Genomic DNA, 17,303 nt, shown 5'->3' with positions numbered 1-17,303 from the left:
GCGAGGGGATTTATCCCCGCTCGGCTGCGTAGCAGTCGTAAAACCGGTACACGCGATTTGCCTGTGGAAACCGGTTCTCAAGGTTTGGGTCTGCTTCGCAGCCCAACGGGGATAAATCCCCTCGCCACGGGGGATCTCATTGCCACAGGGAATTCCATTGCCACGGTGCCGATCGAAGGGAGCACTCGGTTTTGACTGAGATGATGACGGTGGCGAGGGGATTTATCCCCGTTGGGCTGCGCAGCAGTCGTAAACCGGGCACATGCGATTTGCCTGTAGAAACCGGTTCTCAAGGTTTGGGTCTGCTGCGCAGCCCAACGGGGATAAATCCCCTCGCCACGGGGGATCGTATTGCGACAGGGGTTCCCATTGCCACAGTGGATTGTGAGGAGGGTGAGCGATGAGTGCATTGCCTTACGCCTGGGCCAAGGCGCAGCGCATTCTTTTGCGCGATGGCGTGCTGACGGTGTGCCCGTCAACGCCCGGCTGGTCGATCAGCGAGGTGCGTCGGCAGTTCGGTGCGACGCGGATCGAACGTGTGCGCGATGACGAGCTCGACGGTTTGCTCGCCAGCGCTTACGCCGATACAGGCAGTGCGGCGGCGGTGGTCGGTGCCGCCGAGAACGAAGTCGATCTCGATCGGCTGATGCAGGACATGCCGGAAATCACCGACCTGCTCGACACGCAGGACGGCGCGCCGGTGATTCGCATGATCAACGCCTTGCTCACCCAAGCCGCGCGCGACGAGGCCAGTGACATTCACATCGAGCCGTTCGAAACCCATTCGGTGGTGCGCTACCGCGTCGACGGCACCCTGCGCGATGTGGTCTCGCCGCGCAAGGCGTTGCACGGTGCGCTGGTGTCGCGGATCAAGATCATGGCCCAGCTCGACATCGCCGAAAAACGCCTGCCGCAGGACGGTCGTATTGCCTTGCGCGTAGCGGGGCGGCCGATCGATATTCGTGTGTCGACGGTGCCCACCGGCCATGGCGAACGCGTGGTGATGCGCCTGCTCGACAAACAGGCCGGGCGCTTGCATCTGGAAACCCTCGGCATGGATGCGCAGGTGTTGGCCAAACTCGACCATTTGATTCGCCAGCCCCACGGCATCGTCCTGGTCACTGGGCCGACTGGTAGCGGCAAAACCACCAGCCTCTACGCGGCGCTGGCGCGGCTGGATGCGAGCACCAGCAACATCCTCACCGTGGAAGATCCGGTGGAATACGATTTGCCGGGGATCAGCCAGATTCAGGTCAACGCCAAGATCGACATGACCTTTGCCCTCGCGCTGCGGGCGATTCTGCGGCAGGACCCGGACATCATCATGATCGGTGAAATCCGCGATCTCGAGACTGCGCAAATCGCCGTGCAGGCTTCGCTCACCGGGCATTTGGTGCTGGCGACGCTGCACACCAACGACGCGGTGTCGGCAGTCAATCGCCTGATCGACATGGGCGTTGAGCCGTTCTTGCTCGCGTCATCCATGCTCGGCGTCCTCGCGCAACGTCTGGTGCGGCGCCTGTGCAATCAGTGCAAACAGGAAGATCCGGCCACGCCCGGCACCTGGCGGCCGGTCGGCTGCGCGGCGTGCAATCACAGCGGTTACAGCGGCCGCACCGGCATCCACGAATTGTTCTGCATCGACGACGACATCCGCACCCTGATTCACCAAGGGGCAGGGGAGCAGGCCTTGCGTGCGGCGGCGTCGAAAGCGGGGATGTTCAGCCTGCGTGAGGACGGTGAGCGCTGGATTCGCAGCGGTGCCACCGCGCCGGAAGAAATCCTTCGTGTGACACGGGACGCCTGATGAATCGCTATCGCTTTGAAGCGGCGGATGCCACCGGGAAAATCGCGTCCGGGCACCTTGAGGCGGACAGCCAGAGCGCGGCGTTCAGTGCCTTGCGCGGACGTGGCCTGACGGCGCTGTCGGTGCATGAGGAAAGCAACGTCGCCCACCACGGTGGCGGCGGTTTGTTCAGCGCCAGACTCTCCGACAACGACCTCGCCTGGGCCACGCGGCAATTGGCGAGCCTGCTCGGCGCCAGTCTGCCATTGGAAGCAGCACTGAGCGCCACAGTCGAGCAGGCCGAGAAAAAGCACATCGCCCAGACCCTCAGCGCCGTGCGCGCGGATGTGCGCAGCGGCATGCGTCTTGCCGAATCACTGGCGGCGCGGCCACGGGATTTTCCCGAGATTTACCGCGCGCTGATTGCCGCTGGCGAAGAGTCCGGCGATCTGGCCCAAGTGATGGAACGGCTGGCGGATTACATTGAAGAACGCAACAACCTGCGCGGCAAGATTCTTACCGCGTTCATCTATCCGGGCGTGGTCGGGTTGGTGTCGATCGGCATTGTGATTTTCCTCCTCAGCTATGTTGTGCCGCAGGTGGTCAGCGCGTTTTCCCAGGCGCGGCAGGATTTGCCGGGGTTGACCCTGGCGATGCTCACTGCCAGTGATTTCATCCGCGCCTGGGGTTGGTTGTGTGCGGCGCTCATGGCCGGGGCGTTCTGGAGTTGGCGTTTGTATTTGCGCAATCCGGCGGCGCGCTTGAGCTGGCACCACCGGGTGCTGAAACTGCCGCTGTTCGGGCGTTTCATTCTCGGCCTGAACACTGCGCGGTTCGCCTCAACACTGGCGATCCTCGGCGGCGCCGGGGTGCCGTTGTTGCGTGCATTGGAAGCGGCGCGGCAGACATTGTCCAACGACCGCTTGAGCCTGAGCGTCAGCGAGGCCACGGCGAAGGTGCGCGAAGGCGTCAACCTCGCCGCCGCGCTGCGGGTGGAGAATGTCTTCCCGCCGGTGCTGATTCACCTGATCGCCAGCGGCGAAAAAACCGGCTCGCTGCCGCCGATGCTCGAGCGCGCGGCACAGACTCTATCGCGGGATATCGAACGGCGAGCGATGGGCATGACCGCCTTGCTCGAACCGCTGATGATTGTGGTGATGGGCGGGGTGGTTCTGGTGATTGTGATGGCGGTGTTGTTGCCGATTATTGAGATCAACCAGTTGGTGCAGTAGCCCAGTTTGATGTCGGCCGGGCCGGCCTCTTCGCGAGCAGGCTCGCTCCCACAGTGTTCGGTGTTGTGAAGTAAATTGCATTCACAACATCAATTCCTGTGGGAGCGAGCTTGCTCGCGAAGAGGCCAGTCAGGGCAATAAATAACTCAGCTTTTTTTCACCAGTCTTAGCACCACCCGAGCCCCAATCCGCCCATCCTCGGGTTCTCCATTCTGTCATCTGCAACCACCCGCCAACGGCTCCAGCCCGATTCAGCCAAACCCCGACCCAGACGCGCCGCAACCCACCGCAAACACCCGAGAAATCCGCGCAAAAATCCCCCCGCAGCTCCCGAGGTTTTTTCCTTTATCTGTCACCGGAAGCTGCGAATTTCTCTCTGCGGCTCCACCACGGTGGACCCTCCCGGTGTCATGCAAGCCTTCCGAAACCTGTGTTCCAAACCAAGTTGAAAAGGAGATTCTTCATGTTCAAGCGCACTCTGATCGCCGCCTCACTGACCGTCGCCGCTCTGGCTTCCGCCCAGGCCATGGCCGTAACCGGTGGTGGCGCCTCGCTGCCTGCCGCACTGTACAAAGGTTCTGCCAACAGCATCCTGCCTGCCAACTTCAGCTACGCCGTGACCGGTAGCGGCATTGGCAAAAGTGCTTTCCTGACCAACAACGCTTCGCAATTTGGCACCACCGGCACAGTGCACTTTGCTGCCAGCGATTCGATTCTCAGCGCTACCGAACTCAGCAACTACACCGCCAACTTCGGTACTTCCTACGGCCCGCTGATTCAGTTGCCATCGGTTGCGACCTCGGTGGCGATCCCTTACAAAAAAACTGGCAACACCACCCTCAACCTGACCAGCACGCAACTGTGCGACGCATTGTCCGGTGCCAAGATCACTTGGGGTGAATTACTCAACAACGACGCCAAAACCGACCCGACACTGATCCGCGTGGTTTATCGCACGGCTTCCAGCGGCACCACTGAAATTCTCACCCGTCACCTGAACTCGGTGTGCCCTGGCAAGTTCGCCGTCGGCACTACCTTTACCAGCGCTCGTCTGGGTGGCTCTCCGCTGCCAGGCAACTGGGTAGGTGTGGTCAACACCGCTGAAGTTGCTACTGCCGTCAACGCTGTGGACGGTTCGATCGGTTATGTCGGTCCGGACGGTGTGAACGCCTCGAGCAACGCCGTTGTGGCGCGCATCAACGGTGTTCAGCCTACCAGCGCCAACGTCAACGCTGCCTTGTCGTCGGCTGCTCTGCCAGCCACCCCATCCAACCCGGCGCAGTGGGTACCGGTCGTAGCCAACCCAAGTACCGGCTATGCCATGGCGGCCTACACCAACTTCATCTTCGGCCAGTGCTACAAGGACGCAGCGGTTGCCGCTGACGTGAAGGCCTTCCTGACCCAGCACTACAGCATTCCGGGCAACGCTGCCGCTACTGCTGCCCACGGCTTCATTCCGGTTCCAACCAACTGGAAAAACGCTGTGACCGCCAACTTCGTCACCAACTCCACCGGCAACAACCTGGACATCAACAACGCCAGCGTCTGCAACGGCGTGGGTCGTCCTTTGTAAGTCCTGCTACACGCGCAATGAAATGGCAGCAGCCTTCGGGCTGCTGCCATTTTTTTTGGCCGATCTACACCTCAATCATGAAGTTTGTGTGACATCCGTTCGGTCGTGCCTCGCGCCAACTGCCTATGTCGTAACAGCAGGTTTTCGCTGGCCTGCAGCCTTATGTGGCAATCAAAAAGGATCTCGTAGTGATGCTCGCTCGCCCATCCCGTCGCAGTACCCGTGCTCAAAATCTCAAGCGTGAGGTCAACGACCCGGGGTTGTGGCTGCTCAAGCCCTTGGCGCACGCGGTGGCGTTGTGTCTGGTGGCGGGCAGTGCGCAGGCGCAAACGGCGTTCAGTTCGAGCTGGTTTGCCGCCAAGGGCGCTGCGCAACAAGCGACGGCCGCTCGACCAAGTATGGGAGGGCTGCCGGGGATGACGCCACCATTGGCGCAGCAGCAAAAAGCCAATCAGCAATTGCAGCGTTCATTGCAGACGCTCAACAACACCGTGGCGGCGATTGCCGCGCAACAGGCGGCGCAGGCGGCCGGGCGTGCGGTGGCCCTGGGCAGTGTGCAAAACGTGCCGGACGGGTTGGGCGACGGCGGCTTGAAGGTCGACAACAGCCTCACCCAGGGTTGGCTGAACGCCAAAGGCCCGCAGCAGACGCAAGCCGATGGCAAGACCAACGTGAAGATCGAGCAAACCGCCGACAAGGCCATTCTCAACTGGGAGACCTTCAACGTCGGGCGAAATACCACTGTCGAATTTGCTCAGCAGTCCAATTGGGCCGTGCTCAACCGTGTCAACGATCCGAACGCACGCGCCAGTCAGATCCAGGGCCAGATCAGGGGCGACGGCACAGTGATGCTGATCAACCGCAACGGCATCGTGTTCAGTGGCAGCAGCCAGGTAAACGTGCGCAACCTGGTGGCCGCCGCCGCCAATATCACCGATATCCAGTTCCGGGATCGTGGTCTGTATTTCGACAGCAACGGCAGCCAACCGACGTTCACCGATGCCGCCGGCAAGGTGCTGGTGGAGCGCGGTGCGGTGCTTGAAACCCACAAGCCCGCCGTCTCGACCGACGCCGGCGGCTATACGCTGTTGCTCGGTAAAGACGTGATCAATGACGGCACCATCAACACCGTCAAAGGCCAGACCGTGCTGGGTGCCGGTGATCGTTTTTACATCCGCAAAGGCTCAGGCACGGAAGGCAACACGTTTTCGACAACCTTCGGCAACGAAGTCACGCCTGGCTTCAAGGCTTTGGAAAGTGGTGGGCGGGTCAGCAACAACGGGTTGATTCAGGCTGCCACGGGTGACATCACCCTGACCGGGCATGAGGTGGAGCAGGGCGGCGTGTTGCTGAGCAGCACCTCGGTCGCCACTCGCGGGACCATCCACTTGCTCAATCCGGCGAGTGACACGAGCGGCAGCGTGACCCTGGCGCCCGGCAGTGTCACGGCGGTCCTGCTCGACAGCAGCGACCTGACGGCGCTGGACAGTCAGCATCAGGCGGCCCTGAGCGGGGTCAGCCTCAATAACAGGATTCGCGGCGATCAGTCGCGTATCGATCTCCGGAGCGGTGGCAGCGTCGATTTCCAGAACGGTTCGATCACCCTGGCCACCGGCGGCCAGGTCGCTGTCAGCGCGCAGCGTCGTAGCCTGGTTGGCGAAGGCGCGGTGATCGACGTTTCCGGCGCCGTCGGCGTCAAGGTGGCGATGGAATCGAACAACATCAAGATCAACGTGCAGGGCAACGAGCAGCGCGATGCGTCGGTCAACCGCGAGAACGGCGCGCTCAACAGTAACGATGTCTGGGTCGATGTGCGTGAACTGGTCTACGTGCCGGCCGGCACCAATGGCTATGCGACGGACCGTTGGTACACGGCCGGTGGCCTGCTGGAAGTCGGCGGTTATCTGGGCACCCAGGGGCATGGCATCGGCGAGTGGATGGCGCAGGGCGGCACAGTGAGTTTTGCCGGCAACGACGTGGTCACTCGTAAGGGATCACTGATCAACCTGTCCGGCGGCACCCTTGATGTGCAAAGCGGTGAGATTCGACAGAGCTGGCTGCGCGGTGCAGACGGTCGCCTGTATGAAGTCTCGCGTGCGCCGGGGGATCAGCTCTACACCGGTTTGTACAAGGGCTACGAGGATGAAAGTGAGCGGTGGGGCCAGACCCGCACGTTCTACAACCCGCTGATTGCACCGTCGAGTCGCAGAGAGTCGGGTTACACGGTTGGTCGCGATGCCGGGCAACTGCTGGTCAGCACTGTCAACGCGGTGCTGGGCGGGCAACTGCTGGGTGAGGTTTTCCAGGGTGAGCGACAGACCCAGGCTCCGCGTGCGGTCATCGACGGTTATGAGCAGAGCCAGACTGCGCTGGCACGGCGCGCGCAATTGATTGTCGGCAATTATCTGCCGAGCTATCAGGCGGCGTCGGGCGGATTGCGCTACACCCTCAATCCGCTGCTGGATCAGGTCCTGATTGGCGGCGAAGGGCGGGACGAGGAATTCACCGAGGAGCTGAACGGCGCCGTCGCGCAAGACCGTCAGGGCAAGTTGTTGCTCAACGCCGGCCAGCTCAATGGTTTTGATCTCGGCGCACTGAAGATCTCGGCGCTTGAGCGGATTGAAGTGAACGACGCGCTCAAGGTAGACGCCGGTGGCGACATCACGCTGTACGCACCGGATGTCCGCGTTGCGGCCAACCTGACGGCGCGCGGCGGCAGTCTGAACCTGGGCAACGTGTTGAACCAACTGCGCAGCACCACCCTTGATGACATGCTGATTGCGGCACCGGCGGGTGATCCGGTGCAGGTAACGATCGCCAGGGATGTACGCCTCGACACCCGTGGTCTCTGGAGCAATCTGCGCACCGATACGGACGATGTGGCAAGTCTCGGCTACCTGAACGGCGGCCGGATCTCGATCCGCAGCAGTGGCGATATCGATGTTGCGACGGGCAGCTTGATCGATGTGTCGTCCGGTGCTGCGATTCTGGCCAATGGCAAGACCCGGGGTGGCAAGGGTGGCGACGTGAGTCTTGAGTCCGGCGCGATTTCCGCGCTGGGCGATTCGCATCTGACGATGGCCGGCGACATCTTCGGGCATGGCGTGACGGGCGGCGGTGCGCTGGCTATCCAGGCCAACCGGGTGCGGATCGGTGCGTCCGCAGACAGGCTGCCCGAACATGCCTTGCAGCTGACGCCCGAGTTGTTCGACAACGGTTTCTCCGCCTACCGGGTCACCGGCCTGAACGGGCTGGAGGTGACAGCGGGCACACAAATCGATGTGACGATGCCGGTCTACCGTTTTGCAGACACAACGCTGAATCCGGGCAGCGGGGTCGAACCGAGCCAGGCGATGGAACTGTGGACGCCCACGCTGTATCAGGAAGACCCGCTCAAGGGCGTACTGAGCCAGCGCGCCGGTGCGAGTCTGGCGCTGCAGGCCGGCTCGAGTGAACTCGACCGGTTCGACACCGCCAGCACCCTGACGCTGGGCCGCGCATCGCGCATCACCGTCGATCCCGGACAGCGGATCAATCTGCGCGGGACCGGGCAGATCACCCTCGAAGGCGAACTGCAGGCCTGGGGCGGAACCCTGGATATACGTCAGCAACAGTTCGGTTCGATCGACGTCGCCACTTCACAGCAACAAGCCGACAGCAAGGCGCACAACCGCTCGATCTGGGTCGGCGAGCAAGCGCAGCTGGACGTTGCGGGGCGTGCCCACACGGCTGTCGATGCGTCGGGTCGGGTCTACGGTCAGGTCGACAAGGGCGGCAGCATTATCATCGGCGGCGAAATCGATCCCAAGCGAGCGGCGGCGACGGCGGCCGATGCGTTTGTGATTGTGCGCGAAGGTGCACGTCTGGATGCCTCCGGAACGCAGGCCGTGCTGGACATCTCCGGGCAGGGGCCGACTCGCGTTGCCTCGGATGGCGGACGTATCAGCCTGAGCTCCTATAACGGCCTGTGGATCAATGGTCAGCTGCGCGCTGCTTCAGGTGGCAGCGGTGCTGCCGGCGGACGGCTGGAGGTAGCCCTGGAGACCCCGCTGTACGCTACGCAGAAAACGAGTGCCGAGGTTCTGCGAGCTCGGGAAATCGTTATTGGCCAGGGGCCGGACGATGCAGTGTTGCCCCTGGACCTCAAGCCCGGTGACGCCGCGAACAACCTTCGTTACGGCCATGCCCGCCTGAGCACCGATACGTTGATGTCGGGCGGATTCGACAATCTGAGCGTGTTCAGCAACGGCCTCTTGTCATTTGACGGCGACGTCGACCTGCACATGAATCAGAGTCTGAATCTCTATGCGGGGGCCTTGTCCCTGGCGCAGACTTCCAGCGACTCGACGCGGGTCGATCTATCAGCGCCTTCCGTGCGGCTGTCCGGTGTGGGGACTTATTACGGCGTGGTGGACACCATTCGCCCCCGGGTCCTGAACAGTCCGACTGCGCAAGTTTCGCCGGCGCAGTTCAACGTGAATGCCAACGTTCTGGATATTGCCAACAGCCTGTCGTTCGGCGCGCATGGGTCGATCTTGCAGAACAAAGACGCCCCGGTTGAGGTCAGCCGTCGCGGCTTTGATCAGGTATCGCTGACCAGCACCGGGGACGTGCGGTTTCTGGCGCCCGTCAGTGGCCAAGTGAAGTCAGAGTTGTGGACACCAGGGGACCTGAATCTTCGCGCTGCGCAGATCTACCCTGCGAGCGGGGTCTCGGCCGAAGTCCGGGTCGGCTATCAGAGTCAGAGTTCTCTCGCCGATACCCATCGGACATTGCGCATCACTGGCCAGGGTACGGCGCCGACAGCGCTGCCGTACTCGGTGTTTGGCACGCTGGCGATGAGCGCCAGCCGGATCGATCAGGGCGGTGTTCTGCGTGCGCCTCTGGGCGTGATCAGTCTGGGTGATGATCTGCTGATCAAAACCCGGGAACTGCGCCTGTTGCCCGGCAGTACGACGTCGGTCAGTGCGGCCGGTCTGGTGATGCCTTATGGTGGCACCACCGACGGTATCGAATACCTTTACAACGGCGCACCGATCACATTGAAAGGCATCAGTGGCGACAGCGCCGGGGTGAACCTGCGCTCGCAGTACGTGGATGTGCAGTCCGGCGCGTTGATCGACCTCTCGGGCGGCGGAGATTTGCGCGGTGCCGGGTTTGTCTCCGGTCGCGGTGGCTCCACCGATGCGCGGTTCAGTCCGTTGGTGCGTAATGCCAGCGATGGCACGTTCAGTCTGCCGGGGCTGACCAGCAACCCGGTGTACGCCATTGTCCCGGGCGATCAGAGCGCCTACGCACCGATACTGGGGGAAGCGGGAGCGGTCGATCCGCGCATCGGTCAGCAGATCACCCTGGACACCGGCGTGCCAGGGTTGGCGGCAGGCACTTATACACTGTTGCCTTCCACCTTCACGTTGCTGCCCGGCGCGTTCCGGGTCGAAGTCAACGGCCAGGCCGCCCCCGGCGCCAGCAACGGCGCGGTTGCAATGCGCAACGGCTCGTGGACAAGCAGTGCGCGGATGTCGATTGCCAATACCGGCGTGCGGGAAAGTCTCGCCAGCCAGGTCATCGTGACATCGGCGGATGTGTTACGGCGTTACTCGCAATACAACGAAACCACACTGGAGCAGTTCATCGTCAGCGATGCAGCGCGCCGGGGTGTTCCGCGTGCGCTGGCGCCCATGGATGCCAAAGCGCTCAACCTGTTTGTCATCGCGGGGGGTAATCACGATACCGCGCTGGATTTCAATGGCCGGATCGCCTTCGCCGCCGCCAAGGGAGGCGTGGCCGGGACGGCTGTGATTCGTGGCGGCAGTGGCGCCAACTTCGAGATTCTCGGCCCCGGACAGTCAGCCACGAAAGGCTTTGCCGGCGTCTCGCTGAGTGCCGATACGCTCAACCGGCTCGGCGCTTCTCGTCTGGCGATCGGTGCGAGCCCGACGGTGAATTACGGCTCGGCCGGCAATATCGTCAGTTTCACAGGCAGTACCTACAACATCACCTTGCGTGAAGGTGCGCTGCTTTCAGCACCGGAAGTGCTGCTCTGGACCAACAATGGCAACGGTGCCATCACGGTTGAGGCCGGTGCCGGCATCAATTCCCTGGGCCGCGGCGAGGTGCCGTACGACTCCTCGAACGGTTTTGTCTATCAGCCCGGCGCCGCAAGTCTGCTGGTGGTGTCCAATGGCTGGACGAATGTGCTGGCGCCAGAGGTCAACGCCAGCACTGCGTCTGGCAGCATCCGCATCGGCACCTGTAATCACCAGGCATGCGCCAATCCCGCGATGCTCTATTCCAATGGCAGCATTACGGCGGCCACCAACAATCAGTTCGAACTGGCCGAAGCGGTGCGTTTCGGCACCCGTCACCTGGCATTGGCTGTGGGTGCGGTCAACATCGGTACCGCTGAAACACTGGCGGCGGCCGGTCGCCTGCCTGCCGGCCTGACGTTGAGTCAGGGCGTGCTGGACCGCTTGCTGCGCGGCGATACTCAGTTTGCTGCGCCAGCCCTGGAAACGCTCAGCCTGACCGCTCGCGACGCGTTGAACTTTTATGGCAGCGTCGCGCTGGACACCGTGGATCCTCAGACCGGGCGCAGCAAGTTGCAGAATTTGATCATCACGACCCCGGCGATGTACGGCCTGGGCGATACGAGCGACGTGGCGACCATCCGCACAGCCAACCTGATCTGGAACGGCGCCACTCAGGCGCCCGGGGCCGTGGCCAGCGGTGGTGCGGGCAGCGGACACGGCACGCTGGACATTGAGGCTCAGCGCATCGATTTTGGCTACGGCCCTTATTCCCAACCCAACGGCCTGGATCAGAACGCTCGTCTTGCGCTGGGCTTTGCCAACGTCAACCTCAACGCCAGTGATCGTATCACCGCCAACCACAAGGGCAGCCTCGCGGTTTATGAAACGCAGGGGGCTTACGACCCGATCAAGGGTTATCTCTACAGCGGCGGCAACCTGAACCTGCGCACACCTCTGCTGACCGGGGAGGCCGGCTCGGTGAATGCGCTCAAGGCCGGCGGCAGTCTGGTATTGAGCGGACCGGCCGGGACGGCGCTCGCCGATGCACTGGGTGCCGAACTGACGCTGGAGGGGCGTAACGTGGTGCTCGACGGCCGGATTGCGCTGGCCAGCGGCAAATTGCAGGTCAAGGCCGAGGGCAATCTGACCCTCACGAGCGGGGCGAATCTGGACCTGGCGGGCCGCACCTTGCCATTCAACGATATCAACCAGTACAGCTGGGGCGGCGACGTGGCGTTGTACAGCCGCGACGGCAATATTCGTCAGGCGAGCGGCTCGCGCATCGATCTGTCGGCGCAGAACAATCAGGCCGGCAATCTGAGTGTCGTGGCACTGTCAGACACCGCAGGCGAGGTCGATCTGCAGGGTGAGATCCGTGGCAGCAGTACAGGGCATTACGATGCCGGCGGCACGTGGGTACCTTACAAATCCGCTGGCGTGGACATCCGCGCGCAACACTTGGGTGGCGCACTGAATGAACAGTTTGCTGCGCTCAACCAACGCTTGAACGCCGGCCAAGTCTTCGGCAGTCGCAGCTTCCAGTTAAAACAGGGCGATCTGGTGGTCGGCGATGGCCTCAGGGCGGGCGAGGTCTCGGTATCGCTAGACAACGGCAGCCTGACGGTGAACGGCCTGGTCGATGCCAGCGGCGAACGGGTCGGCAACATTCGCCTGTCCGCCGCCCATGGCCTGAATGTGGCGGGCGGTGCGGTGCTGGATGCTCACGGTCGGGTACTGCGGGTCGACAGTTACGGCAAGATTATCGACGCGCCCAACCGGGCCATGGTCGAACTCAGTTCCGGCGACGGCCTGCTGACACTCGCTCCCGGTGCGCGGATAGACCTGCGCCATGGCACGGACGCGGCAGTCGGCACACTGGCGGGTCAGAATGACGGTCGCCTGCGCGGCACGCTGGAGCTGAACGTACCGCGACTGGGCGCCGATGACATCGCCATCGACGCCCCTGGCGCGTTGATCATCCAGGGCGCGCGGTCCATCGGGCTCAATGCCGTGCGCCGCTATACCGATGCCGCCGACGGGGTGGATCCAGCGGCCAGCGGCCGGCCTTATCAAATCATCGACCAGGCTTACCTGAACCGCATCCACGCTGACAACGATCTGTTCATCAATGCAGCCTTGGGCAACAGTGATCTGTTGCAGCGCAAACTGGCAGGGTTGAACAATGCGCGGTATGCCGATGCCTTCCATTTGCGCCCAGGCGTAGAGATTGCGAGTAAAACCGCCGACGGCGATCTGGTGGTACAGGGCGATCTGGACTTGTCCGGCTATCGCTACGCCAGTCTCAACCCGAACACCGGCAAAACTTCGGTGTACGGTTCTGGCGAGGCGGGGAGCCTGGTGATTCGAGCCGGAGGGGACCTGGATATCTACGGCAGCATCAACGATGGTTTCGCGCCGCCACCGGAAACCGTGGACGATGCCGGATGGAAATTGCTACCGGGCGTCCAGCCGTTTGGCGGCGATCTGATTGTGCCGGGCGCAGGCGTGACGCTGGCCGAGGGCACGTTGTTCCCAGCAGGCGTCAAGCTGAACTATGACCTGCCGATCCAGGCCGCCGTCCTCGCCAGCGGTACGCTGTTGCCCACCGAGGCCGTGCTCGCCGGCCCCTACACTCTGCCGGCCGGCACCGTGTTGAGCGCAGCCGTACACGATGCCTCCGGTAACCTGCTGTATGGCGCCGGAACGCTGCTCAATGACAGTGTGATATTGCCAGCCGGCAGCCGCCTCGGCGCCGGGACCCGCCTCGGTCAGGCTACCGGGATGCAGGCCATGCTCTGGCCAAAAGGCGTGCCGTTGCCCAGTGTTCTGGATGACCAGCAGCGTTCGGTGGGTGTGAAGTTGAATGGGGCGCTGGCGCTGCTGCGTGGTTCCCTGATTCCGTCGATGACCGATGTGGTGCTGGCCGCCGACACACCCTTTATCGAACTTCGTTCATTGAACGGTACACGCCAGGGCGCGAACTGGGCGATCGCGAGCATGTTGCCGTCGGGCAGCGCATCGTGGTCGATGCGGATGGTTGCGGGTGCCGACCTGCAAGCCGCTGACAGTCGGGTGGTGAAACCCGTCACCAGTACCGGTGACTTGCGGCTGGCGGACACCCACCTCGGGATTCTTGTCACTGAGAAAAAGCTCGACAGCACCTGGTCGGCGGATAACCCGCTGGGTTATCCGGCGGGCAGCGTTGTCAGCGATGAGGATAGTTTCTGGTGCGATTTGATTCCCGGGGTCTGTCTCCCTCCGGCCAAGTTCCTGTGGGCGGATGGCAACATGATGGGCATACCCGCCGGAACCCCGGTCAGTGACGACGATCTGTTCTGGTGCGACATCGACCCGGGGAACTGCCTGGCCAACAAGGGCGGGATAAACGCCAGTCCCCATTCGCAGATGTTCAGCGTGCTTCGCACCGGTACTGGCGATCTGGATTTGATGGCCGCGGGCAATCTGAGCATGAACTCACCGTTCGGCGTTTATACGGCGGGCACTCAGTCCAGCGATGTCGATTCACGTTTCAACCAGGCCCGCGGCCGCTTGTCTGACGATGGATCGATACTGGGCAGCGCCGGCAGTGCTTACGAAAAATGGGTCAATGGCGGTTCGGAGAGCCTGTATCAGGCGTGGTATCCGCAGATGGGCGGCAACCTGACCATCGGTGCCGGTGGCTCGGTGTCGGGGGACACGCTCGGGCGGCGCGGCTATGTAATGAACGCGCCACTGCGCGAACAGGTATCCAGCGTTGCTGTGGGCAACTGGCTCTGGCGTCAGGGTGATGGCAAGGCGGATCTGCCTACGGCCTGGTGGATCAACTTCGGCAGCTACGCCACGCAGCCCTTGCCGGACCAGAGCACCGACACCGGGTCATACCTGGTCGGCTTCACCGGCTTCGGCACATTGGGCGGCGGCAATATCAGCCTGCGCGCTGGCGCGGATGCAGGCATGCTCAGGCCCATGGGCGATCAGTTGCTTAATCCCCGCAGTCAGGGACTGATCGTGGCGGTGGGCAGCACCGGCCGCGTTGGCGCTGACGGTAGCCTGCAGTTGACTGGCGGTGGCGACATGGACATTCGTCTCGGTGGCATGCTCAATCCGTCATTGCAGGCGAGGTCGGGGCAAAACGGCACGACACCGCCGCGACACGACCTTCAAGGCGCCCTGATCAATCTACGGGGTGCGGCACAGCTGACCGGCGCTGCTGCGGGTGCAATCAACCTGCAATATGGCGTCGAGCAATTCCAGCAGGACGCCCGGGAAACCAGAGCCTACGATTTGTTCAGTGCCAGCACCGGAGCGGCGGGCGGTGGCGTGGTATTGATACCGGGTGATTCGGGGATGCGCATCAGTACACGCGGCGACCTGGTGATGGGGGGCGCGGCGGACCCGGGTCGGGTAAGGCTGCAGAACTCCACCCCGTTCACCACTGACAGTGGTGTGGTCCATGCGGGTGGCGGACTGAGCGGTTTCTCGTTGTGGACCGGGCACACGGCCATAGATCTGTTTTCCGCTGGGGGCAATCTCACACCGAGCACACAGATGGCTGAAGTCAGCACGACGTTGTCTCAACCCGTCAGCGCAATGAACAGCTCGCCGACTGATGGTCGCTTTGTATATCCCTCGATTCTTCGGGCCGCTGCAGCCAAGGGTTCCATCTACGTGGGACCGTCGGCCGCTTTTGGTGCAGCGAGCAATCTGTTCCCGGCGGTGGGGTACTCGCTATTGCTGGCGCCTTCGACAAACGGGCAATTGTCGTTGCTGGCTGGTGACTCCATCTACGCCGGCGGTTATGCGATCAATCAGTCCGGCGCGAGCCCGGGAGCCATCGCGACCCCCTTTGCGCCTTCCTTCTCCGGATACGGAGCCAGCACTGCAAACGTGCCGTTGGTCAGCAACTACAGCCCCGATGGTGTGATCCCGAGCAGAAACCTGCGTTATCCGCTGTTTGCGTTTGGCGCCGATACCTTCTCGGGGTCGAGTGATGTACAGGGTCCGGCGCGTTTCTATGCCTTGACCGGTGATCTGGTCGGTCTACGCAGCGGCGAAACCCTGAGCTTTTCCCCGTCCGCGCGTACCTGGTATGAAGCGGCGGGGCCGGTGTGGATGATGGCCGGTCGCGACATCGTCGGGTCCGGTACTTTCCTGGGGCAGCCGACAATCGCGCCGAATGAGGAATTGGGCGGAACCCGCCAAAGCGTCAGTTCGACCGGTAACCTGTTCATTCACAACGACCCGCGGGATGTCTCGCGCGTATCTGCCGGGCGCGACATTCTCTACAGCAGCTTCGATATCGCCGGTCCGGGCCTTTTGGATGTCAATGCCGGGCGCAACATCCTGATGGAGAACCGGGCCGCTATTACCAGCCTCGGACCGATCGCGGCGGGAGACAGCCGATCGGGGGCGAGCATCGTGTTGCAGGCCGGCGCAGGCGTGCAGGGGCCGGATTACTCACGGTTCATTGCGCGTTATCTGAACCCGCAAAACGTAGCGGATTCAGCGGTGGCCCTGAGCGCGCAACCGGGCAAAGTGGTCAAGACCTACGTCGAAGAACTGCAGAGTTGGCTGAGCCTGGGTTATGGCTTCAAGGGTGGCGACGAACAGGCGCAAGCGTTCTTCGCCGCACTGCCGAGTACCGAACAGGCGATCTTCGCCCGCCAGGTGTACTTCGCCGAACTGCGTGCCGGCGGCCTGGAATACACCGATGCCAATGGCCCGCGCACCGGCAGTTACTTGCGCGGTCGCAACGCCATTGCGGCACTGTTCCCGACCACTGATGTCGCCGGCAATCCGATCCGCTACGACGGCGGTATCACGATGTACGGCGGCGCCGGGGTCAAGACGCTGTTTGGCGGCGATATCCAGATGCTCACACCGGGCGGTGGCCAGGTGTTCGGCATCGAAGGCGCGGCGCCGCCGTCGACAGCGGGGATCATCACCCAAGGCTCGGGCGACATTCAGCTGTACTCCCAAGGCAGCATCCTGCTCGGCCAGAGCCGGATCATGACCACCTTCGGCGGCTCGATTCTCGGTTGGTCCGCCGAGGGCGATATCAACGCCGGTCGCGGCTCGAAAACCACCGTGGTCTACACACCGCCGAAACGCGTCTACGACACCTGGGGCAACGTCACGCTGTCGCCGTCGGTGCCGAGCACCGGCGCTGGTATCGCCACACTCAACCCGATTGCCGAAGTGGCACCGGGCAACATCGACCTGATCGCGCCACTGGGCACCATCGATGCCGGCGAAGCGGGGATTCGCGTGTCAGGCAACGTCAACATCGCCGCGCTGACGGTGGTCAACGCCGCGAACATTTCGGTGCAGGGCAAGGCAACCGGCGTGCCGGTGGTATCGGCGGTCAACACCGGCGCGATCACCTCGGCCAGTTCGGCGGCATCCTCCGCTACACAAGCGGCTGAAGACGTCGCGCGGCAGCAACAGGCAGCGGCGCGGCAGAACCAGGCCTCGGTGTTCACCGTGCAGGTACTCAGCTTCGGCAACGAGCAACTGGCACCGTCGCGTGATGGTGCCAGTCGCGCGCCAGCGCCGGGTTATAACCCGGACAGCCCGGTGCAGGTGCTGGGCGCCGGGGCGTTGGATGAACAGGCGAAACAGCAGCTGACCGAGGAGGAGCGTGGGCAGCTGACGTTGTAAAAGACTCTCGTGCAGTACGT

The 17,303-nt window shown here is 62.8% G+C and carries 4 protein-coding genes; all 4 read left to right on the top strand.

Annotation, left to right across the window (positions count from 1 at the left end; translation table 11 throughout):
- Positions 1 to 400 precede the first annotated feature (400 nt).
- Positions 401 to 1,807, top strand: coding sequence for a type II secretion system ATPase GspE (gspE, locus tag PS14A_RS13755; RefSeq protein ID WP_212616473.1), 1,407 nt, complete (start codon positions 401 to 403; stop codon positions 1,805 to 1,807).
- Positions 1,807 to 3,018: a type II secretion system inner membrane protein GspF gene (gene gspF / locus PS14A_RS13750; protein WP_212616472.1), complete on the top strand. Its 1,212-nt coding sequence runs from the start codon at positions 1,807 to 1,809 to the stop codon at positions 3,016 to 3,018. Before gspE ends, gspF begins: the two co-directional genes overlap by 1 nt.
- A gap of 463 nt (positions 3,019 to 3,481) precedes the next feature.
- Positions 3,482 to 4,591, top strand: a complete 1,110-nt coding sequence (locus PS14A_RS13745) for a substrate-binding domain-containing protein (RefSeq protein ID WP_137213753.1) — start codon at positions 3,482 to 3,484, stop codon at positions 4,589 to 4,591.
- 191 nt (positions 4,592 to 4,782) lie between these two features.
- On the top strand, positions 4,783 to 17,283 hold the full coding sequence (locus tag PS14A_RS13740; protein WP_212616471.1) for a filamentous haemagglutinin family protein: 12,501 nt from the start codon (positions 4,783 to 4,785) through the stop codon (positions 17,281 to 17,283).
- Positions 17,284 to 17,303 lie beyond the last annotated feature (20 nt).

The organism is Pseudomonas sp. 14A, from assembly GCF_018132745.1.
Classification (GTDB): Bacteria; Pseudomonadota; Gammaproteobacteria; order Pseudomonadales; family Pseudomonadaceae; genus Aquipseudomonas; species Aquipseudomonas mercuritolerans.
The sequence above is the reverse complement of the archived record's forward strand: the minus strand, read 5'-3'. Positions and strand labels throughout refer to the sequence as shown.